General features: G+C 69.6%; 29 protein-coding genes and 1 pseudogene. 19 read left to right on the forward strand and 11 right to left on the reverse strand.

From position 1 onward, the window contains the following. Positions 1-89 precede the first annotated feature (89 nt). The 3 genes from LP418_RS19500 (at position 90) to LP418_RS19510 (ending at position 2,160) form a co-directional block, all read left to right on the forward strand. Entirely contained in the window at positions 90-917 is an 828-nt protein-coding gene (locus LP418_RS19500) for a rhodanese-like domain-containing protein (protein WP_257953309.1), read from the forward strand. A 138-nt stretch (positions 918-1,055) separates the two neighbouring features. Further along, positions 1,056-1,559 (forward strand): MFS transporter, encoded by a 504-nt coding sequence (locus tag LP418_RS19505; RefSeq protein ID WP_257953310.1) that lies wholly within the window; start codon positions 1,056-1,058, stop codon positions 1,557-1,559. Next, positions 1,501-2,160 carry an MFS transporter gene (locus tag LP418_RS19510; protein WP_257953311.1) on the forward strand — a complete coding sequence of 220 codons (660 nt, stop codon included), beginning with the start codon at positions 1,501-1,503 and terminating at the stop codon, positions 2,158-2,160. Before LP418_RS19505 ends, LP418_RS19510 begins: the two co-directional genes overlap by 59 nt. 61 nt (positions 2,161-2,221) lie before the next feature. Here LP418_RS19510 and LP418_RS19515 read toward each other — a convergent pair whose 3' ends face one another. From LP418_RS19515 to LP418_RS19525, 3 genes are all read right to left on the reverse strand, one after another. Further along, positions 2,222-3,073: an alpha/beta fold hydrolase gene (locus LP418_RS19515; RefSeq protein WP_257953312.1), complete on the reverse strand. Its 852-nt coding sequence runs from the start codon at positions 3,071-3,073 to the stop codon at positions 2,222-2,224. Continuing rightward, positions 3,070-3,978 (reverse strand): NADP-dependent oxidoreductase, encoded by a 909-nt coding sequence (locus LP418_RS19520; protein WP_257953313.1) that lies wholly within the window; start codon positions 3,976-3,978, stop codon positions 3,070-3,072. Before LP418_RS19520 ends, LP418_RS19515 begins: the two co-directional genes overlap by 4 nt. Positions 3,979-4,056: 78 nt before the next feature. Beyond that, positions 4,057-4,605 (reverse strand): TetR/AcrR family transcriptional regulator, encoded by a 549-nt coding sequence (locus tag LP418_RS19525; RefSeq protein WP_257953314.1) that lies wholly within the window; start codon positions 4,603-4,605, stop codon positions 4,057-4,059. A 140-nt stretch (positions 4,606-4,745) separates the two neighbouring features. On the opposite strand from LP418_RS19525, the gene LP418_RS31205 reads away from it, so the two are divergent. The 6 genes and pseudogenes from LP418_RS31205 to LP418_RS19555 all read left to right on the forward strand — a co-directional run bounded on the left by LP418_RS31205 (position 4,746) and on the right by LP418_RS19555 (position 7,747). Next, positions 4,746-5,693 (forward strand): oxidoreductase, encoded by a 948-nt coding sequence (locus LP418_RS31205; RefSeq protein ID WP_336275767.1) that lies wholly within the window; start codon positions 4,746-4,748, stop codon positions 5,691-5,693. Further along, complete coding sequence (locus LP418_RS31210; RefSeq protein WP_336275768.1) at positions 5,662-5,994, forward strand: hypothetical protein; 333 nt, start codon at positions 5,662-5,664, stop codon at positions 5,992-5,994. The genes LP418_RS31205 and LP418_RS31210 overlap by 32 nt, the downstream gene beginning before the upstream one ends. Then, positions 5,991-6,254 carry a hypothetical protein gene (locus tag LP418_RS19540; RefSeq protein ID WP_257953316.1) on the forward strand — a complete coding sequence of 88 codons (264 nt, stop codon included), beginning with the start codon at positions 5,991-5,993 and terminating at the stop codon, positions 6,252-6,254. Before LP418_RS31210 ends, LP418_RS19540 begins: the two co-directional genes overlap by 4 nt. Further along, a pseudogene (locus LP418_RS19545) lies at positions 6,218-6,880 on the forward strand (SDR family NAD(P)-dependent oxidoreductase); the annotation flags it as partial. The gene LP418_RS19540 and the pseudogene LP418_RS19545, both read left to right, overlap by 37 nt. Position 6,881: 1 nt before the next feature. Continuing rightward, positions 6,882-7,574 carry an alpha/beta fold hydrolase gene (locus LP418_RS19550; protein WP_257953317.1) on the forward strand — a complete coding sequence of 231 codons (693 nt, stop codon included), beginning with the start codon at positions 6,882-6,884 and terminating at the stop codon, positions 7,572-7,574. Further along, entirely contained in the window at positions 7,538-7,747 is a 210-nt protein-coding gene (locus LP418_RS19555) for an alpha/beta fold hydrolase (RefSeq protein ID WP_257953318.1), read from the forward strand. The genes LP418_RS19550 and LP418_RS19555 overlap by 37 nt, the downstream gene beginning before the upstream one ends. Here LP418_RS19555 and LP418_RS33905 read toward each other — a convergent pair. Then, a complete protein-coding gene (locus tag LP418_RS33905; protein WP_442939960.1) occupies positions 7,726-8,418 on the reverse strand; it encodes an SDR family oxidoreductase in 693 nt (230 codons plus the stop codon). The two genes, LP418_RS19555 and LP418_RS33905, sit on opposite strands and share 22 nt — an antisense overlap. Continuing rightward, positions 8,415-8,843, reverse strand: a complete 429-nt coding sequence (locus LP418_RS33910) for a PaaI family thioesterase (RefSeq protein WP_442939961.1) — start codon at positions 8,841-8,843, stop codon at positions 8,415-8,417. The genes LP418_RS33905 and LP418_RS33910 overlap by 4 nt, the downstream gene beginning before the upstream one ends. 211 nt (positions 8,844-9,054) lie before the next feature. On the opposite strand from LP418_RS33910, the gene LP418_RS19565 reads away from it, so the two are divergent. The 4 genes from LP418_RS19565 to LP418_RS19580 all read left to right on the forward strand — a co-directional run bounded on the left by LP418_RS19565 (position 9,055) and on the right by LP418_RS19580 (position 10,780). After that, the gene (locus tag LP418_RS19565) at positions 9,055-9,198 is read left to right on the forward strand and encodes a winged helix-turn-helix transcriptional regulator (RefSeq protein ID WP_257953320.1); all 144 of its coding nucleotides are present in this window, start codon (positions 9,055-9,057) and stop codon (positions 9,196-9,198) included. Positions 9,199-9,321: 123 nt separating this feature from the next. Beyond that, positions 9,322-9,495 carry a hypothetical protein gene (locus LP418_RS19570; RefSeq protein ID WP_257953321.1) on the forward strand — a complete coding sequence of 58 codons (174 nt, stop codon included), beginning with the start codon at positions 9,322-9,324 and terminating at the stop codon, positions 9,493-9,495. Beyond that, positions 9,492-10,382, forward strand: a complete 891-nt coding sequence (locus LP418_RS19575) for an MFS transporter (RefSeq protein WP_257953322.1) — start codon at positions 9,492-9,494, stop codon at positions 10,380-10,382. The genes LP418_RS19570 and LP418_RS19575 overlap by 4 nt, the downstream gene beginning before the upstream one ends. After that, entirely contained in the window at positions 10,373-10,780 is a 408-nt protein-coding gene (locus tag LP418_RS19580; RefSeq protein ID WP_257953323.1) for a hypothetical protein, read from the forward strand. Before LP418_RS19575 ends, LP418_RS19580 begins: the two co-directional genes overlap by 10 nt. Here LP418_RS19580 and LP418_RS33915 read toward each other — a convergent pair. From LP418_RS33915 to LP418_RS19590, 3 genes are read right to left on the reverse strand one after another with little or no spacing between them, the layout of a single operon-like run. Next, entirely contained in the window at positions 10,715-10,987 is a 273-nt protein-coding gene (locus tag LP418_RS33915) for a TetR-like C-terminal domain-containing protein (protein WP_442939962.1), read from the reverse strand. The genes LP418_RS19580 and LP418_RS33915 overlap by 66 nt on opposite strands. Then, complete coding sequence (locus LP418_RS19585; protein ID WP_257953324.1) at positions 10,984-11,415, reverse strand: TetR/AcrR family transcriptional regulator; 432 nt, start codon at positions 11,413-11,415, stop codon at positions 10,984-10,986. The genes LP418_RS33915 and LP418_RS19585 overlap by 4 nt, the downstream gene beginning before the upstream one ends. 5 nt (positions 11,416-11,420) lie before the next feature. Further along, positions 11,421-12,200 (reverse strand): GMC family oxidoreductase, encoded by a 780-nt coding sequence (locus tag LP418_RS19590; RefSeq protein ID WP_257953325.1) that lies wholly within the window; start codon positions 12,198-12,200, stop codon positions 11,421-11,423. A 299-nt stretch (positions 12,201-12,499) separates the two neighbouring features. Between LP418_RS19590 and LP418_RS19595 the strand changes: the two genes are divergently transcribed. The 5 genes from LP418_RS19595 to LP418_RS19615 all read left to right on the forward strand — a co-directional run bounded on the left by LP418_RS19595 (position 12,500) and on the right by LP418_RS19615 (position 15,258). Then, positions 12,500-12,646: a hypothetical protein gene (locus LP418_RS19595; protein ID WP_257953326.1), complete on the forward strand. Its 147-nt coding sequence runs from the start codon at positions 12,500-12,502 to the stop codon at positions 12,644-12,646. Positions 12,647-13,113: 467 nt separating this feature from the next. Continuing rightward, positions 13,114-14,088 carry an enoyl-CoA hydratase/isomerase family protein gene (locus LP418_RS19600; protein ID WP_257953327.1) on the forward strand — a complete coding sequence of 325 codons (975 nt, stop codon included), beginning with the start codon at positions 13,114-13,116 and terminating at the stop codon, positions 14,086-14,088. Continuing rightward, positions 14,088-14,414: a hypothetical protein gene (locus tag LP418_RS19605; RefSeq protein ID WP_257953328.1), complete on the forward strand. Its 327-nt coding sequence runs from the start codon at positions 14,088-14,090 to the stop codon at positions 14,412-14,414. Before LP418_RS19600 ends, LP418_RS19605 begins: the two co-directional genes overlap by 1 nt. A gap of 150 nt (positions 14,415-14,564) precedes the next feature. Next, positions 14,565-14,996 carry an alpha/beta fold hydrolase gene (locus tag LP418_RS19610; protein ID WP_257953329.1) on the forward strand — a complete coding sequence of 144 codons (432 nt, stop codon included), beginning with the start codon at positions 14,565-14,567 and terminating at the stop codon, positions 14,994-14,996. A 106-nt stretch (positions 14,997-15,102) separates the two neighbouring features. After that, positions 15,103-15,258, forward strand: coding sequence for a hypothetical protein (locus LP418_RS19615; RefSeq protein WP_257953330.1), 156 nt, complete (start codon positions 15,103-15,105; stop codon positions 15,256-15,258). A 1-nt stretch (position 15,259) separates the two neighbouring features. Here LP418_RS19615 and LP418_RS19620 read toward each other — a convergent pair whose 3' ends face one another. The 3 genes from LP418_RS19620 to LP418_RS19630 form a co-directional block, all read right to left on the reverse strand. Continuing rightward, complete coding sequence (locus LP418_RS19620; RefSeq protein ID WP_257953331.1) at positions 15,260-15,817, reverse strand: dihydrofolate reductase family protein; 558 nt, start codon at positions 15,815-15,817, stop codon at positions 15,260-15,262. Continuing rightward, positions 15,786-16,439, reverse strand: a complete 654-nt coding sequence (locus LP418_RS19625) for a hypothetical protein (protein WP_257953332.1) — start codon at positions 16,437-16,439, stop codon at positions 15,786-15,788. Before LP418_RS19625 ends, LP418_RS19620 begins: the two co-directional genes overlap by 32 nt. 221 nt (positions 16,440-16,660) lie before the next feature. Beyond that, positions 16,661-16,969, reverse strand: a complete 309-nt coding sequence (locus LP418_RS19630; RefSeq protein ID WP_257953333.1) for a hypothetical protein — start codon at positions 16,967-16,969, stop codon at positions 16,661-16,663. A 194-nt stretch (positions 16,970-17,163) separates the two neighbouring features. Here LP418_RS19630 and LP418_RS19635 point away from each other — a divergent pair, with 194 nt between their 5' ends. Beyond that, on the forward strand, positions 17,164-17,949 hold the full coding sequence (locus LP418_RS19635) for a helix-turn-helix transcriptional regulator (RefSeq protein WP_257953334.1): 786 nt from the start codon (positions 17,164-17,166) through the stop codon (positions 17,947-17,949). The last annotated feature ends 122 nt before the right edge of the window (positions 17,950-18,071 follow it).

Below are 18,071 nucleotides of genomic sequence, written 5' to 3' on the forward strand. Positions count from 1 at the left end.
CTCGTCGACCCGGCGCGTGTCGACGAGCTGGCTCGAGCCCAGTTCCGGTCGCTGCAACGGCTCGCCGCCCCGGGCGACGAGGCCGAGCTGTGGCCGACCCACGGGGAGGCTCCTTCTGCTCGACCGCAGCCCCTGCCGGGACCTCCAGCACGATCGGCGCCGAACGGGCGTCGAACCCGCTCCTGTCGCTCGACGAGGACGACTTCGTCGAACAACTCATCGGGTCGCACGCGTCGTTCCCGCCCTACTTCCTTCGCCTCGGCGAAGAAAATCGGAGAGGACCGTCGGTCTTCGACCACAGCCCGGTGTTCGAGGCAGTCGTCCCCGAAGCGGCTGTGCGCCCGGTCGCGTCGGGCGCGACCATCGTCGACATCCGTGGCGTCGAGGCCTACGCCGCATCCCACCCGACCGGAGCCGTGTCGATCCCCTTGCGCCCCGGGTTCGCGAGCTGGCTCGGCTGGTTGACCGCGCACGACCGGCCGATTCTGTTGCTCCGGGACGAAGGCCGGGACCTCGACGACGCGGTCTGGCAGGCGCTCAAGATCGGACACGAGAACATCGCAGGCGAGATCTCGGGCGGAATCGACGCCCGGGCCGCTGCTGGCCTGCCCGTCACGTCCGTCCCGCTGCTCGAGGCGGAGGACGCAGTGGGGCTCCGTGTCCTCGACATCCGCCAGTCATCCGAGTTCGGGGCGGGCCACCTGCCGGGCGCCCTGCACATCGAGCTCGGCAGTCTGACGGCTGCCGCACCTGCTCTCGCGGACGAACCGACGGTCGTGATGTGCGGGCACGGCGAACGCGCGGCCGGCGCGGTGAGCATCCCGGAGGCCGCCGGGCTCAGACAGCTCGCCATCCTCGCGGGCGGTCCCGGGGACCCGGCCGATGCCCGCGGGGTCCAGCTGGAGTCAGCCGGGTGACCAAGGGAAGTCTTTCTGTCCCGCGGCTCGGGCTCAGGGTCAACCTGGGCGCAGTTCACCCTGCTGGTCGCAGTCAACGCCTTGGTCGGCGGGATGCTCGGCCGAGGAGCGGACGGTGCTGCCCTTGCTTGCGGACCGGTGTTCGGAATCGCGTCCTACACGGCGGCATTGACCTACATCCTCGCGTTCGGGCTGGCCAAGGCCGCAACCAACTATCTGGCCGGGACATGGTCGGAGCGCTTCGGGCGCAAGCCGGTGCTCATCGGCGGCTGGCTCATCGCACTGCCCGTCCCGCTCCTGCTGATCTGGGCCCCCCGGTGGTGGGTGGTCATCGCGGCCAACGTCTTGCTCGGCATCAGCCGGGGACTCACCCGGTCGACAACCGTGATCATGAAGATCGACCCGGTCGGCTCCGAGAAGCGCGGCCTCGCGCTCGGGCTCAACGAATCGGCCGGCTACCTCGCTGTCGCGGTCACGGCGCTTGTCACCGGTCAGATCGCCGCCCGGGCGGGTCTGCGCCCCGAGCCGTTCCCCGGTCGGAGTCGCCTATGCAGCACTGGGGCTCGGGCTGTCCACGTTCGCGGTGAAGGAGACCCGCGGACACGCTCGCGCCGAGGCGCAGGCGCACGCCGAGGTCGATGAACGCACCGACGGACAGGTCTTCGCTGCGACCTCCTTCCGGGAGCCGGCGCTGTCCGCTGCGAGCCGAGCCGGCCCGGTGAACAACCTGAACGACGGCTCGGCGTGGGGCCTGTTTGCCGTGCTCTTTGCGTCCGCCGGCCTTGGCCTCGGCCAGTCCGGCATCCCGGTCGCCGTCTACCCGGCGGTGTGGGGGCTCGGACAGCTCGTGACCGGTGCGCTCTCGGACCGCTGGGGACGCAAGCACCTGATCACCGTCGGGATGATGGTCCGGGCCGCGTCCCCGGCCGCGGTCGCCGTGGCCGACTCGTTCACCCGGTGGTTGGTCGCGGGCATCGGTCTCGGCCTCGGGACCGCGATGGTCTATCCGACCCTGCTGGCTGTGGTGGGTGACGTCGCGCACCCGTCCCGGCGTGCCCGGGCGGTAGGTGTCTACCGATTGTGGCGAGACCTTGGCTTTGCTGTCGGCGCTCTGCTGACCGGGGTCCCGGCCGACCTCTGGGGCATTCGGGGGGCGATCTGGTTCGTGGCAGCCCTGACCGCTGCGTCAGGGCTGGTTGTGGCTGTCCGGATGTACGAGACGCACCCGCCAGCGCGGCGCTGACAGCTGCCGAGCCCCGGGGGATCGCCGCTCCGGACGAACCGCGGCTGGCGCCTGATCCAGTTCAGTCGGTGAGGAAGGCGGCGGCGACGGGAGCGAACTCCTCGTGGAACTGGAAGATCCCGCCGTGGCCCGAGTCGGGGTAGATGATCAGCTCCGAGCCCTTGATCCGGCGGTGCAGGTCCTCGGACAGGGGAGTGGGCACCATCCGGTCGTGGTCGCCGTTCGCGATGAGCGTCGGGGGAAGTTCGACAGGTCGGAGGGGGCCGACCGGCCGAACTTCGCGATCGCCATGAGCTGGGTCTGCAGCGCCCGGAGGCTGATCTCCTTGTCCCTGTCCACGGTGCGTTCCCCGGAGCCGCTCGATGAACGCCTTCCCGGCCGCCTTGCCGGTGGCGTCGCGGTTGAAGAAGAGGAACTCCTTCGGGTCCGAGCGGGTCACGGTCGCGCGCAGGATGTCCCAGTAGGTGGTGGCGACCACCTTCTCGATGTCCTTGCCTCCCCGTGGGCCGGTGCCGGTGAGCACGAGCCTGCGGACCGGGTCGGGGTGCTTGACGATCAGGTCCTGGGCGATGAAGCCGCCCATCGAGAAGGAGAAGACGTCGATCTTCTCGAACCCGAGGGCAGAGATGAACTCGTAGGCGTGATCGGCAGCTTCCTCGAGCGTGGCTGGCATCTTCCCGGTCGAGGCGCCCACGCCCCGCTGGTCGAACGTGATGACGTGCCGGGTCGCCGCGATCGGGTCGACGATACGCGGGTCCCAGTTGTCCAACGTCGCGGCAAGGTGCACGAAGAAGATGACCGGGATGCCGCCCTTGGGGCCCAGCTCGCGGTAGGCGTAGGTCACGCCGCCGGCGCTGATGGTGCGAGCCGGGGCTTCGGCGTACGACGTGATGACGGGCTCGGTGGTGCTCATGAGGTGATCACGATCTTTCCGTTGGCCTTGCCCTGTTCGACATACGCCATCGCGTCCAGCGTCTCGTCGAAGGGGAACGTCCGGTCCAGCACGGGCCGCAGCGTGCCGTCGTCGTAGAGGGCGGCGAGGGTCTTGAGCTGCGCACCGCTCGCGCTCATGAACAGGAACGAGTAGCGGACACCCAGCGTCTTGGCCTGCTTGCGGATCTTGCGGCTGAGCACCTTCATCACCGGTGCCAGCAGCGGTTGCCCGAGCTGCTTGGCGAAGCCCGGGTCGGGCGGGCCGACGACGCTGATGGCCGGGCCGCCGGGCTTGAGCACGGTCAGCGACTTCTCGAGGTTGGGGCCGCCGAGGGAGTCGAGGACGACGTCGTAGCCGCTCAACAGCTCGGCGAAGTCCTGCGACGTGTAGTCGACGACCTCGTCGGCACCGAGGTCGCGGACCTTCTCGATGTCCTTGGTGTGCGCGGTCGTCGCGACGTACGCCCCCAGTGCCCGGCCACCCGGATGACCGTGGAGCCGAGGCCGCCCCGCGCCGGCGTGGACGAGCACCTTCTGACCCGGCTTCACCCGGGCGACGTCAACCGGGGCCTGCCACGCGGCCGGGGCCACGAGGGGTACGGCGCCGGCTTCCGCGAACGACAGCGAGCTCGGCTTCAGCGCGACGTCGTCGGCGTCGATGGCGATGAGCTCGGCGAAGGTACCGATCCGCAGGTCGCGCGGGCGTGAGTAGATCTCGTCACCCACCTTGAACTCACGCACGTCGGCACCCACACGGGTGACGACCCCCGCAACGTCGTGGCCCAGCACGAACGGCGGCTTGTACTTCAGGAGCTGCTTGAACTCGCCGTTGCGGACCATCTTGTCCAGCGGGTTGATGCTCGCGGCCCTGACCTCGACGAGCACATCGCGCGGCCCGACCGCCGGGACGGGGACGTCGCTCAGCTGGAGTGTGTCGGGGCCGTAGCGCGACGGTGAAGGCTTTCATTCGGTCTCCCGGGTCGATGGACGAGCGATCTTCATGGCGTTGAGCTGGGCCGACGCGAGCACCCGGTCGGACATCTCGGGATCGGTGACGGCGCGGGCAAGCTGGAGGGATGCCACGAGGAGCGTGATGAGGCCGATGGCCCGGTCGCGGGCGCCGTCAGGGTCGCCTTCGGCGAGGTGGCGGGCGATCGCGTCGATCATCGCCCGCACCCCTTCGGTGTAGGCCTCCCGAGTGGCGACGTCTTGACGCGCGATCTCGTCAAGCAGCGCTGCCGAGGGACAACCATCGCCCGGATCGTCGCGGTGCTCGGGGGAGAGGTACCACTGCACGAAGGCCTCGACCGACTCCGGGCCGAGGGGCAGCGCCTCGACGCGGGCAACCTGCGCGGCGACCTGCTCGGAGACGACGGTGGCGATCAGGTCGTCCTTCGAGGCGAAGTGGCCGTAGAAGGCGCCGTTGGTCAACCCGGCATCGGCCACCAGCGCGGAGATGCCCGCGCCGTCGAACCCGTCGCGCTTGAACCGTCGGGCGGAGACGTCGATCATCCGGCGCCGTGTCGCTTCCTTGTGTTCCGGCGTGTACTCCGGCCATGGCCATCCCTTCGTCGTCGTGCTTGCGACAAACATAACAGTATGATCATAATATTACGAACGTACGACAATGACCGCCAACACAGGAGCCCCCGATGTCCTCACTCAACGACCCGCTCGACCTCCCATCGGGGGTGCGGCTGCGCAATCGCATCGCCAAGGCGTCCATGAGCGAGGCCCCGGGTGACAGTGACAACTCGCCCGACGACAGGATCATCGCGCTGTACCGCCGCTGGGCCCGGGGCGGCTACGGGTTGCTGATCACCGGCAACATCATGGTCGACCGCGAGCACCTCGGGGAGCCGGGCAACATCGTGGTCGACGACGACCGCGCTCTGCCGCAGCTCACAGCCCGGGCCAAGGCGGCTCACGACGGTGGCGCGGCGATCTTCGCGCAGCTCAACCACCCCGGACGCCGGGCCAACATGCTCGCCATCGGGCACACGCCGGTCGCTCCGAGCCCGGTTGCGCTGGCCCTGCCGGGAGCGAGCACGCCGCGCGAGCTGACCGACATCGAGATCGAGCAGGTCATCGACCGCTTCGCGACGGCTGCGGCGATCTGTGAGGACGCCGGCTTCGACGGCGTGCAGCTCCACGCCGCACATGGCTACCTGATCACGCAGTTCCTCTCGCCGCTGACCAACCTGCGCACCGACGAGTGGGGCGGCACCCCCCGAGCGGCGGATGAGCTTCCTGATCGAGGTCGTACGCCGTGTGCGCGGCCGTGTCAGACCCGGTTTCGCCGTCGCCGTGAAGCTCAACTCCGCCGACTTCCAGCGCGGGGGCTTCTCCGAGGACGACTCGCGTGCCGTGGTGGCTGCGCTCGCCGGCGAGGCCGTGGACCTGATCGAGGTCAGTGGCGGCAGCTACGAGGAGCCGGCCATGGGTGGCTCGGCTGCCGCCTCGACCCGGGAGCGGGAGGCCTACTTCCCGGACTACGCCCGCTCCGTGCGGCGCGAGGCAGGCGCCGTCCCGATCGCGGTGACCGGCGGCTTCCGGAACCGCTCGGCGATGGACAGCGCGCTCCGGTCTGGCGACTGTGACTCGGTCGGCATCGCCCGGCCGACCGTGATCGCGATCGACGCCGCGGCGAGCATCCTCGACGGACGTACCGCAACGCTGACCACCCACGAGCTCCGGGTCGGGATGCGCCGGTTGCTCGGTCGGCTCACGAACCTGAAGGCCCTCGACGGGTTCCTGAACATCAGCTGGCACACCGACCAGATGCACCGGCTGGCGCGAGGGCAGCAGGCGAACCTCGACCAAGGTGCGCTGAGCACGGCGGTCGCCATGGTGCGTCGCAACGGTCGGGTGTCCTTCGGTGCGAAGCGAGGCCTGAGGTGAGCCGCTCGTCGTACGACCTCACCGACAAGGTCGTCCTGATCACCGGTGGCAACGGCGGTATCGGGGCCGCGGCGGGGGCCGAGCTGCTCCGACGCGGGGCTCGTCTGGTCGTCGCCGACCTCGACCCCTTGACCCCGGAGCGCTCGGCGGCTCTCGGGCCCGAACGGTCCCGGGCTGCGTTGCCGACGTCAGGGATCGATCATCGCTCGACGAGGTCGTCGCCCGGGCCGTCGAGCGCTTCGGCCGTCTCGACATCGTGATGGCCAACGCCGGGCTGCTTGCGAAGGCTGCGACGTTGCGCAACACGCCGGCTGACGACCTCGAGTCGACGCTGGCCGTCAATGTCACCGGCGTGGTCAACACGGTTGCGGCAGGCATGGACCGGGTGATCGGCAACCGAGGACAGATCGTGCTGATCAGCTCGGTGTTCGCGTTCATCAACGGCATGGGCACCATCCCCTATGCGATGAGCAAGGCCGCGGTCGAGCAGCTCGGCCGCGGAATTCGGCTCGAGCTGTCCGATCACGGGGTCTCGGTGCTCACGGCCTATCTCTCGCTCGTCGACACCGACATGATCAGGCACGGTGTCGACAACGACGACGTGGTGCTCGAGCTGCTCTCGACCCTGCCGAAGCCCATGCTCAAGCGTGTCACGCCGGCCTCCGCTGCGAACGTGATCGTCGACGGGCTCGAGCGGCGCTCTGTGCGCGTCATCCACCCCGGCGTGTGGCGCCCGGTGTCGGCCTTGCGCGGCATCCTCGGCCCGACGCTGGACGCCAAGTTCGCCGGCGACCGTCGCATCCTCGACGTCCTCGCCCGGCTCGATGCGCGCACGACCCCGACCGCCTCACCCCAGACATCCCGCAGAGCAGCAGAAGGAAAGTGACATGACGACCTGGCGAGACACCCCCACCAAGACCATCACGATCGGCGGCACCTCGTTCGCCTACCGCGAGCTCGGCACGCCCGGCGGCATCCCCGTCGTGTTCCTGCACCACTTCACCGCCGTCCTCGACGACTGGGACCCGCGCGTCCTCGACGGCGTCGCTGCGAAGCGCCACGTCATCGCCTTCGACAACCGCGGGGTCGGCTCCACCGACTCCAAGGTCCCGAACGATCTCGAGCAGATGGGCGCCGACGCGATCGCCTTCATCGAGGCGCTGGGCCACGACAAGGTCGACCTCTTCGGCTTCTCGCTCGGGGGGAGCCGTCGCCCAGATGGTCGCGCTGCAAGCTCCCGACTCCGGTGCGGCGGATGGTGCTCGCTGGCACCGGTCCGCGCAGTGGCGGCGGCATCTGGAAGATGCCCTTCATCGTGGGCGGGGCGTACGCAAAGGCGTTCGCCGCCCGCAAGGACCCGCGGCACTTCCTCTTCTTCCCGCGCAACGCGGAAGGCAAGAAGGCCTCGAACGAGTACTTCGCGCGGCTCGCCGAGCGCACCGGGGACCGCAGCCGGCCCGTCTCCCGCCGGGCGGCCCCGGCCCAGCTTCGCGCCATCACCACTGGCGGCCTGCATGCGCCCGACGACCTCTTGGCCATCAAGGTGCCAGTCCCGGTCGCCAACGGTGACCACGACCTGATGGTCGCGAGCGAGCACTCGGCCGACATGGCGCGCCGCCTCCCCGACGCCAAGCTGGTCGTCTACCCCAACTCCGGCCACGGCGGCGTCTTCCAGCACCACGAGAAGTTCGTGCCCGAGGTGCTGGCCTTCCCCGGCCGACTGACCCGGGCTCAGGTTGCGAGCTGCGGGTAAAGAGCTTCGATGGGCGCGGCCAAACCGCTCTTCACCTGTACCGACAGGTCGTCCGCGAGCACTTCGAACGCACCCGCAGCGATTCCGTCGTACGCCTTGCGCACGATGTCGGCCGGATCGTTCTTGGGCACGTCCGGGCCCGCGGTCATCGGCGTGTCCGTGTAGCCGACGTGGAGCGACGTCACGAGCGTGCCTTGGTCAGCGAGGGCGACTCGTTGGGTGTTGGTCGCTGACCAGAGCGCGGCCTTGGTGGCGCTGTAGCCGTCGCCGATGCCGATCCGGGACAGGACGGACAGCACATTGAGCAGGGCTCCTCCGCCATTGGCGGCGAGGGCCGGCGCGAAGGCGCCGGCGACGGCGAGCGGCCCGAAGAAGTTCACGTCGAACAGGTCGCGCAGGGCGGCGTTGTCGTCCAGGACGGTCGAGCCGTTCGCGCCCCCGGCGTTGTTGACGACCGGGGTCACGTCCGGCGCTGCCGCTGCCGCGGCTTCCACGGATGCGGGGTCGGTGACATCCAGTGCGAGGGGCACGATGCGCGGGTCGTTCCACACGCGGGGCGTACGCGCGGTGGCATAGACCTTGTGCGCGCCCCGCTCCGGGGCCTGCTCCACGAAGCGGGTGCCGAGTCCTCCGTTGGCTCCGGTGACGAGCACGACGTCGAAGATCGTCATGACTGCTCCTTCTGCATGATGAGGCACGTAGCGACCGCGTGGCCGATCACTCGACCCGTCTGGTCGGTGATCTGGGCCTCGGCCGTGGCTGCGCGCCGCCCGATGGACACCACGCGTCCTTCGCAGGTGAGGAGCCCGCTGTCCACGGTGGCGGCCCGGGTGAACTTGATGGTCAGGTCGAGGGATGTGTAGCGCGTTCCCGCTGAGAGCTTGGTGTGGACCGCGCACCCGAGCGCCGAGTCGGCGAGAGTCGCCGGGGATCCCTCCGTGCACCGACCCGATCGGGTTGTAGTGCCACTCGGCCGGCTCGAGGGAGAAGACCGCTCGCCCGTCACTGACCTCGACCGGGTTGATGCCCGTGGTCGCATTGATCGGGGGCGGCGCAGAGCCGGGAGCGCCCAGCTGGGCGAAGAAGTCCAGCCCATCCATTCGTCGTGCGGCCGCGGCCAGCAAGGCGGGGTCCTCCCACGTGTAGGAGCGTTCGCGGGTGGTCGTGGATGGACCGGTCGTGACGTTGGCAGTCATCTGAATCCTTCGAAGGGGGACGGGGATCCGACCATAGACTCGGTGGGTTGGATTTTCCAACTCATTAGGTTGTGAAGTCAAACTCACCTACGCTGGGGCACATGACAACCCGTGTTCGGAACGTGCTCGGTCGCGCAGACCCTCGAGTTCGTGGGCACGAAGTGGACACTCCTCGTCGTCCGCGAGCTGTTGTTGGGCAACCACCGGTTCCGACGAGATCGTGCGTTTCACCGGCGCGCCCTCACGACATCTTGACCACGCGATTGCGCAGCCCGGAGGCCGAGGGCTTCATCACTCGGGTGCAATACGAGGAGCGCCCGCCGCGGTTCGGAATATCACCTGACCGACCTCGGCCGTTCGCTCGGTCCGATCGTGACGATGATGCGCGAGTTCGGTGACCGGCACCTCGCTGGAGAGTCGGGGCCACCGATGAGGTTCCTGCACACCTGCGGTGAGGAGTTCCACGCCGTCCCGGCCTGCAAGGCCTGCGGTCAGGTCGTACGCCGAGGCGAAGTCACCCGCATCGACGACCCGCGCGAGGGGCAGTCGTGACCGTCATCGAGCTCGAGCGCCCACGTGCGGGCACCACGACCGGCTTCGTCGTGGCCCTCGCTGCCGTGGCGGCCATGATGGCCGGAGCGAGCGCGCCGTCGCCGTTCTATCCAGTGCTGCAGGCACGCATCGGCTTCTCCGCGGGCACGATGACCATCATCTTCGCAGTCTACGCCGTCGCCCTGCTCCTGACCCTGCTGGTGGCCGGATCGTTGTCGGACCACATCGGTCGCCGGCCCGTCATCAGTGCCGGCCTGATGATCCCGGCCGCGAGCATGATCATCTTCTGGCAGGCCGGCAACGTGGAGGCCCTGATCGGCGCCCGCATCGTGCAGGGCATCGGGGCCGGCCTCTTGCTGGCGTCACTCACCGCGGCAGTCGTCGACAACGAACCACCCGGCCGGCCCGGTTCCGCGGCGGTGTTGAACACCGTGGTCCCCATTGCCGGACTCGCGGTCGGGGCACTTCTCGCCGGAGTCGTGCTGGACCCGGCGGGTCGGGTCGCATTCGCCACGGTCTTCGTGACCGGAGCGGTCACGTGCGCGGCCCTCGGGCTGCTGATCTGGCGAGCGCCGGAGACGTCACCTCGTGTCGAGGGCCTGCTCGGCTCGTTGCGTCCGAAGGTGGGAGTTCCGGCTCCCGCACGAACGGCCTTCGTCCGTGCCCTGCCGGCACTGATCGCGACCCGGGCGACCGGTGGGCTCTACCTCTCGCTGGGTGCTTCGCTGGTGACTCGCGAGCTCGGCGGCACCAGCCACGTCTCACAAGGTCTGGTCGTCACGGCGTTGGCCGTGGGGGGTTCGACGGCCTGCTTCGTCGCGCGGACTGGACCGGGCGGCGGACGACCCTCTACGGCACGACGGCGCTGGCCAGCGGCATGGCCCTGACCCTTCTCGCGCTCGCGGCAGGCAGTCTTCCCCTGTTCCCGGCGGCCTCGTTGCTGGCCGGGACAGGCTTCGGCACGGCGTTCCTCGGCATCATGCGCTCACTCACGCCGCTGGTCGGCACCCACCAGCGGGGCGAGCTGTTCGCGGCCGTGTTCGTAGCCAGCTACCCGGCGTTCGGGTTGCCCGCGGTCCCGGCCGGGTTCGTCAGCGGTGAGGTGGGCCTGCGGGCGACGACGTGCACGGCTATGGCGCCGTCGTCGTGCTCCTCGCGGCGGCTGCTGCGCTGTTGCGTCGTTTCGGCACCGCCGACTGATGGCGGGCACGCGGGAGCGTCAGACAGTTTCGGGACCCGGACGCCACCCCTGCTGGAGGGCAGCCTCGTGCGAGGCGAGGGCTGAGGCGCGGTCAGCCCCCGGGCCCACGCAGAACGTGACGCCCATCGGGAGAAGCACCTGACGCACCGGGTCGGCGAACTCGGTGAAATGACCGGCCAGTTCAAGGGTGATGTAGCCGTGGACGAAGCTCCACAGCGCGCCGGCAGCCGCGTTCGGATCCTCGAGCGTGAGTTCTCCGGCGGCACCCAGACGTCGTGCTGCCTCGATCACGTGGACGTAGGCAGCGTTGAACGCGGGGAGTGGCCGGCTCGCCTTTCCCCCTTGGTGGGGGTGGGCCGGTAGGTCGCCCGGGTCGAGAGTCCGAACATCGCGTCGTACAGGTGTGGGTTCGCCCGGGCATAGGACAACGTGCTCAGGGCCATCGTGAACAGGTCGGCGACGGGATCCTCGCCGGGCCCGACCTGTGCGAACGCCTCGCCGAGCTGGTTGAAGGCGTGGTCCACCACGGCGTCGAGCAGTTCGGGGACGCCTCCGAAGTAGTTGTAGACGACCATGCTCGACATGCCGGCCCGCGCAGCCACGGTCCCGGCCTTGATGGCCGACGGGCCCTCCTCGGCGAGCATCGCCACGGCGGCGTCGATCAGTCTCTCCGGGATCCCGTTCGAGGGCCGGTCGGTCACTGCGGAGTCCTTCGCCATGGTCGTCATTGTCCCGGTGCGGTGGGGATGTGTGACATCGCATGCTCAGCGAGTGCAGTGATCGTGAGTGCGGGGTTGACCCCGGGATTGGCCGGGAGCGCGGCGGCGTCGCACACGACCATGTTCCGGTAGCCGAACACCTGCAGCTGGGGATCCACGACTCCGGTGGCCGGGCTCGCACCGATCACTGCGCCGCCGAGGACGTGGGCTGTCATCGGCCGGTTGCCGAACGCCTCGAACGCGCTGTTCTGGGCGATGCCGCCCGTGCGCTCTGCCAGCCACTCTGCCACCCGGTGGCCTGCCTCGATGTACGTCGGAGCGGGCCGCTCGTCGTCGCGCTGGGTGGTCAGCCGGTATCCGCTCCCCAGCAGCCGCTTCTTCGCGGTGAAACGGATCGCGTTGTCGCGTGGCTGCATGACCAGCATCATCAGGGTGCGTGCGCCCCAGCCCGATCGCAGCGTGGACAGCCACCGGCGGGGATGCCGGACCACCGCACCGAGCCAGCTCAGCAGTCGACGTGGGCCGAGAGCATCGCCCACCGGGACGGTGAACATCAGGCGCATGAAGTCGCCGCCCGGCCCGTAGGTGAGGAACTCGATCTGGGTGTCCTCGTCCACCATGACTCGGCTGCTGGCGGTGACGTCGCGCCATGTGCCGATGTCCTCCGGCAGCAGGACTGACAGCACGGCCTCGCTGTTCGTGCGTGCGAGGTGACCGAGCCGATCGCTGATGGCCGGAAGTGACCCGCGGTGCTTGCAGTCGGCGAGGAGGGTGTTGGTCCCCACCGCGCCGCCGGCGAAGACGACCCCGCGGGGTGGTGATGCTCGTGCGCCGGCCGGCTCGGATGGATCCGGCGCGGCGGGTGGTGACCCGGTAGCCGTCGCTGCCGTCGGCCGCCCCGAGCGGGGTGACGTCGACCACCTCGCGCTCGGCGATGACCCGGGCGCCGTGCTTCTGGGCGAACCAGAGGTAGTTCTTCGTCAACCGGTTGGAGGCACCTGTGCGGCAACCTGTCATGCACTCCCCGCAACGTATGCATCCCGTGCGGTCCGGGCCCTCGCCGCCGAAGTACGGATCCGGGACCGTGACGCCCGGCATTCCGAAGAAGACGGCCACGGGAGCCGGCGCGAAGCTGCCACCGAAGTGGTCCGCGACCTCGCGGGTCAGTCCGCTCGTCACCGACTCCCACGGCGTCGTGCTCGCACCGAGCATCCGCTCCGCCGTGGAGTAGTGCGGACCGAGGAGCTCCTTCCAGTCCGCAAGCTGTCCCCATGGGCCGTTGGCGAAGAAGGCCTCCTGTGGTCGGAACAGGACGCCGCCGTACACGAGGCTTCCCCTCCCACGCCGGTCTGCGTCGAGCTGAACACGTGCCGGAAGAGAACGTTGCGCATGATCCCGCGCAGCCCGATCGACGGCGCCCAGACGAATCGACGGCGGTCCGACGCGGACGTGGGCAGGTCCCCGTCGGCGTACGCGCGTCCACGCTCGACGACGGCGACGCGGTAGCCCTTCTCGGCCGGGCAACGCGGCCACGCTGCCGCCGAAGCCGGACCCGACGACGACCCAGTCAAGGTCCAGCTGGCCGGGGGTGGTGCTGCTCACGGCGACTCCTCAGGGGTTGTTGGCGAACGATAACTTCGTTATTCTGATCCGACAAGCCGCGCACGAACCCCACAGCACCCGCAACGGAGACCGGTCATGACACAAGAAGTACGAGGCAACCTCGACATCGAGGACCGCGGAGCGGTGCTGGTTGCCCGGATCGACGGCGGCCCGTTGGGGCTGTTCGGCAACGACATCGCCGAGCAGCTCGACGTGCTCGTCGACCGGGCCGACAGTGACCCAGCAGTTCAGGCCGTGGTGTTCACCGGGACCCACCCGGAACGCTTCGTCTCGCACGCGGAGGTGCGCTGGCTGCAGGAGGGCGGGGCCACCGTCCCGTCCGTCGGGGTCCGGGGCGCATCGGCCCTCGCCCACACAGCGCGGGGCGTGAACCGGGCCGGCGGGCTGAAGACGGCACTCGGAAAGACGCCCCTGTGGCCGGCCGTCCAGCTGGAGCGGGTGCACCAGACCTTCCTCAAGATGAACCGCAGCGGCGTCATCTTCATCGCCGCGCTCAACGGATCCGCGCTCGGCCTCGGAGCCGAGTTCTGCTGGGCCAACGACCTACGCGTGATGGCCGATGGCGACTACGTCATCGGACAGCCCGAGGTCCTGCTCGGCATCATGCCCGGCGGAGGCGGCAGCCAGCGGCTCCCCGGGCTCGTCGGGAACCACAAGGCGCTGCTGGCGATCCTGTCGGGTGAGCCCTTCACGCCAGCCCGGGCACTGGAGATCGGCGCGGTGGACGACGTCGTGGCGCCGGACCGGGTGCTCGACCGGGCGATCGAGCTCGCCCAGCAACTGGGCTCACGCCCCAAGACGTCGCGCGCTGCGATCAAGCGGTCCGTCTACTTCGGCGGCTCGGCGAGCCCGGAGGAGGGGCTGCACATCGAGCGCTCCGAGTTCCTCGCCACCGCGCTCTCCGACATCGGCCGGGAGCTGATGCTCGACTACATGGCCAACACCGACGCCGCCGGTGAGCTTCCCCTGTACCAGCCCGGCGTCTTCGAAGAAGCGCTCCAGACGGGAACCACCCGGGGCGCCGGTGCCCCGCGAAAGGCAGGCCAGTGATGAGCAAGATCGCCAAGACGTACGAAGTCACCAGCCGGGAGGTCTCCTTCACATCTGCGGGCGAGACCTGCGCGGCCTCGCTCTTCATTCCCGATGGAGTCGCCAACCCGCCGGTCGTCATCCTCGGCCACGGACTCGGCGCCACTCGCGACATGCGGCTGGACGCGTTCGCCGAGCGCTTCGTCCAGGGGGATCGCTGCGCTGACCTTCACCTACCGCCACTTCGGCGACTCCACCGGCCAGCCCCGGCAGCTGCTCTCGATCAAGCGACAGCTGGCCGACTGGGATGCAGCCATCGCCCACGTCAAGACCCGTTCCGATGTTGACGGCACCCGGATTGCCGTCTGGGGAGCTCCTTCGGCGGCGGCCACGCGATCATCGTCGCGGCCCGCCACCCGGAGCTGAAGGCCGCGGTCTCGCAGTGCCCGTTCACGGACGGCCTCGCCTCGGCCCGGGCCCCGGGGCCGGTCGGCACCATGCGGCTGTTGCCGACCGTCGGACGTGACGTCCTCGCCATGGCCATGCGCCGGGATCCCGTCCTGATCACGCTCGCCGGGGCACCGGGGGAGAAGGCACTGATGACGGCACCTGATGCGCTGCCGGGTTATCTGGCCCCGGTGCCGGAGGACGGCAGCTTCGTCAACGAAGTGGCGGCCCGCGTCGCACCCACCATCACCCGGCACCGTCCGGGCAAGGCCGCCAAGGACGTGAAGATGCCGATCCTGTTCTGCATCTGCGACCACGACTCCGTCACGCCGCCCGAGGAGACGCTCGCCTATGCCGGGACCGCGCCGCTGGGCGAGATCAAGCGCCATGACGCCGGGCATTTCGACATCTACCTCGGCAAGCCGTTCGAGACGGTCGTCGCTGACCGTGCCGAGTTCCTCACCCGTCACCTGAAGGCCTGATCCATGACGTTCTGAGTAGCACCGCGACGGCACCGAGGATCGCCGAATGCAGGTGCCGCGGGCGGGGTACGTCGAGGTGGACCGGCCCATCGACAGAGGAGACGTCATGCCCCGCGGCAGCTGGAGCGACAAGCGCGAACGTCAGCACGACCACATCAAGTCCGGCCTCGAGGAGCGCGGACACTCCGAGGACGAGTCCGAGGAGATCGCCGGGCGTTCGACGACGAGCAAGGCCGAGCTGCTGAAGGCGGTCGGCAGGTAGCTCAGCCGACGGCGTACTGCAGCGCGACCAGCTGGGAGTCCGGCAGGCGCCGTACGTCGAGAAGGGACAACCCCTGCTGCACCGGCTGGTTGAACGTCGGGAGACCGGGGCCGATCGCGCCCGGACCGACCATGACGTGCAGCTCGTCGACCGTGCCCCGGGCGAGGAGCGCGTTCCACGCGGTCACAGAGCCGAAGCAGACGATGTCGCCGGCCCCGTCCGTCTTCAGCTGTCCGATTCGGTCGGCCGCGTCCGTCCGGCTCACGACCTCGGTGGTGTCGCTCCACGGGGCGGTGTCGTCCGGGACGGTGCTGTCGGAGATGACGACCTTGTGCAGCGTGTTGTGCAGCCGCGAGATCTCCCGCTCGACCTCGGGTGCACCCTCGTCGTCGGCGAGTGGCGGCCAGTAGCCGCGCGCACCGTGGAAGGACGTGGCACCGAAGACCATGGTCTCGGCGGCCTGCATCCGTTCGAGGTTGTAGCGGTCGAAGCCCGGGTCGATCGGCATCACGAAGACGTTGCCGCCCTCACCCGCTGCCTGACCGTCGAGCGTCGACAAGACTGTGACGATCAATTTCCCCATGCTTCGACATCCTCCACCGCGATGCGGGGGATGTCGACCCACGCGATGCTGCCGAGGGCCACGACGAGGGCGATGTTGGCCGGGATCGCGGCGACGGCGATGTTGCCGATGTGCGCGATCGGCCACACGACGATGGCCGCCAGCACGAGACCTGCCTGCCAGCGTTGGCCGCGCCTGCCTGAGCAGCGGCCGCGACCAGTGCCAATGACAGCGGGAAGAACAGGCCGATGGGCTTGATCAGGTTGGCGGCGCCCGGCTGGTCGACGAGCTGGGTGTCGCCGAGCGACATGTGGATGGTGTCGAAGCCGTAGGCGACGTTGCCCGCCATGCCGATCAGGCCGACGAGGACGAGGGCCGCCTTGAGCCGGGACTCCCGGGGGAGCCGGGTGGCGATGCGCAGGACGACGAGGCCGTAGCCGATGGCGCCGAGGACGTGCATCACGCCGGCCGTCGCGTCGTCCCAGCCGCGTGCGGCGTACGTCGAATCGGCGGCCGGGTAGATGAGCGGGGCGACGACGAGCGACGCCGTGAGGAGCCGGTCGGTAGGTGTGGTGGTCATGACCACCACGCTGGCCGGGAACGGGTCGAGCGCCACCACGGGGACAACCCCGGAACGTCGAAACAGGGTTTTCCCCGGGGGTCCGTCGGCCCGGCTTCTGCCACGCTACGAGGCGTGACCGGCATCCAGTCCCGCGGCGTTGTCCCCCTGCTCACGATCAGCGGCGTGGTGGTGCTGGTGGCCTTCGGTGCTGCGCGCGGCCTCTGGGCCGCCAACCTCCACAACGGCCTCTTCGCGATCGCGTTCACGCTCGTCGGTGCCTACGTGCTCTTCCAGCGCCCCCGCCATCGTGAGGGTGCCCTCTTTGTGGCGAACGGCGTGGTCTCGGCCGTGATGTTCTTCGGCCGCCAGATCGGCCACTTCCCGAGCGAGTCGCAGAGCCCCTGGTGGGGCTGGCTGGGCACGTGGCCGGTGGTGGTGGCGATCGCGTTGTCGACCGTGACGGTGATCTGCTTCCCGGACGGGCGACTGCCCGCACGCGGCTGGCGCTGGGTCGTCGGCGCCGTCGTCGGGCTCGCGACGGTGTGCGCGATCCTCTCCGCCCTCTGGCCGGTGGAGTATTCCGCCACGGGAGTCCTCACGCCGCACCCGATCAACGCCACCGCGCCCGAACCGGTCTCGACGCTGTGGAACGCGATCGCCCACCCGACCTACGCTGCCTTGCAGCTCCTGTGGGTGGTCGCGATCGTGGCAGCTGGCGCGGCGCCTCGGAGTCCGTGCACGGCGCCAGCTGCTCTGGCTCCTGTTCGCGGCCGCCCTCTCGGTGGTCGCGCTGGCGGTCGGCGTCGTCGGGTGGCAGACGCCGAGGGCCGGTCTGCTGGCCGCGGCACTCGTCCCGGTCGCGGCTGGGCTGGCCATCGTCCATGGACAGCACGCGACGGCATACTCCGCACTCACCTGGCTCTCCCGGTCGGCACACTCCGACGACCTGCCCACGGATCTGGCGCGCGCGGCCGCCGATGCGCTGGCCGCGCCCTCGGCGGTGCTGTGGTTGCACGCCGACGAGCGACTGCACGCGGTGGGCGTGTGGCCCCCGAACGACCGGGACATCGCGCCGATCGACCCGGCATCGCTCGGCACGGCCGGCGATCGCACCGTGGAACGTGGGGGCCGGGTCACGGGCGCCCTCACGATCAGCCGCACCGACGCGCTGTCCCTCGCCGAGACCCGGCTGTTCGACGACCTCGCCTCGCAGGCGGCGCTCGTGATCGACCACCTCAACCTCGCCGAGGTGGTCGCCACCCAGCGTCGGGCGGGCTTCCTCGAGGGGCTGAGCCCGCGGGAGGGGCAGGTGCTCGAGCTGATGTCGCGCGGCCTGTCCAACGCCGCGATGTGCGAGGAGCTCCACCTCAGCATCAAGACGGTCGAGCCGATCGTCAGCACCATCTTCGTGAAGCTCGGGCTGCACCCCCGATGCGGCCAGCAACCGCCGGGTGCTGGCCGTGCTTGCCTATCTGCAGCACTGACGCGAGCTCAGCAGGCTTCCGGAGTCCGAACGCGGGTCGACCAGGGATCTTGGCGTGCTTCTCGGGGTCGCCGAGGGCGGTGAACGCCTCGGCGACTCCACCCGTGCCCACGGTGCCGGTCATCAGCGGCGTCGGGTCGACCTTGCCGTCCGCCATCAGGTGCAGCGCCTCACGGAACTCGGTGGGCGTGTAGCCCAGCACGAAC

Source organism: Nocardioides sp. B-3 (genome assembly GCF_024703895.1).
In the GTDB taxonomy this organism is placed as follows: domain Bacteria; phylum Actinomycetota; class Actinomycetes; order Propionibacteriales; family Nocardioidaceae; genus Nocardioides.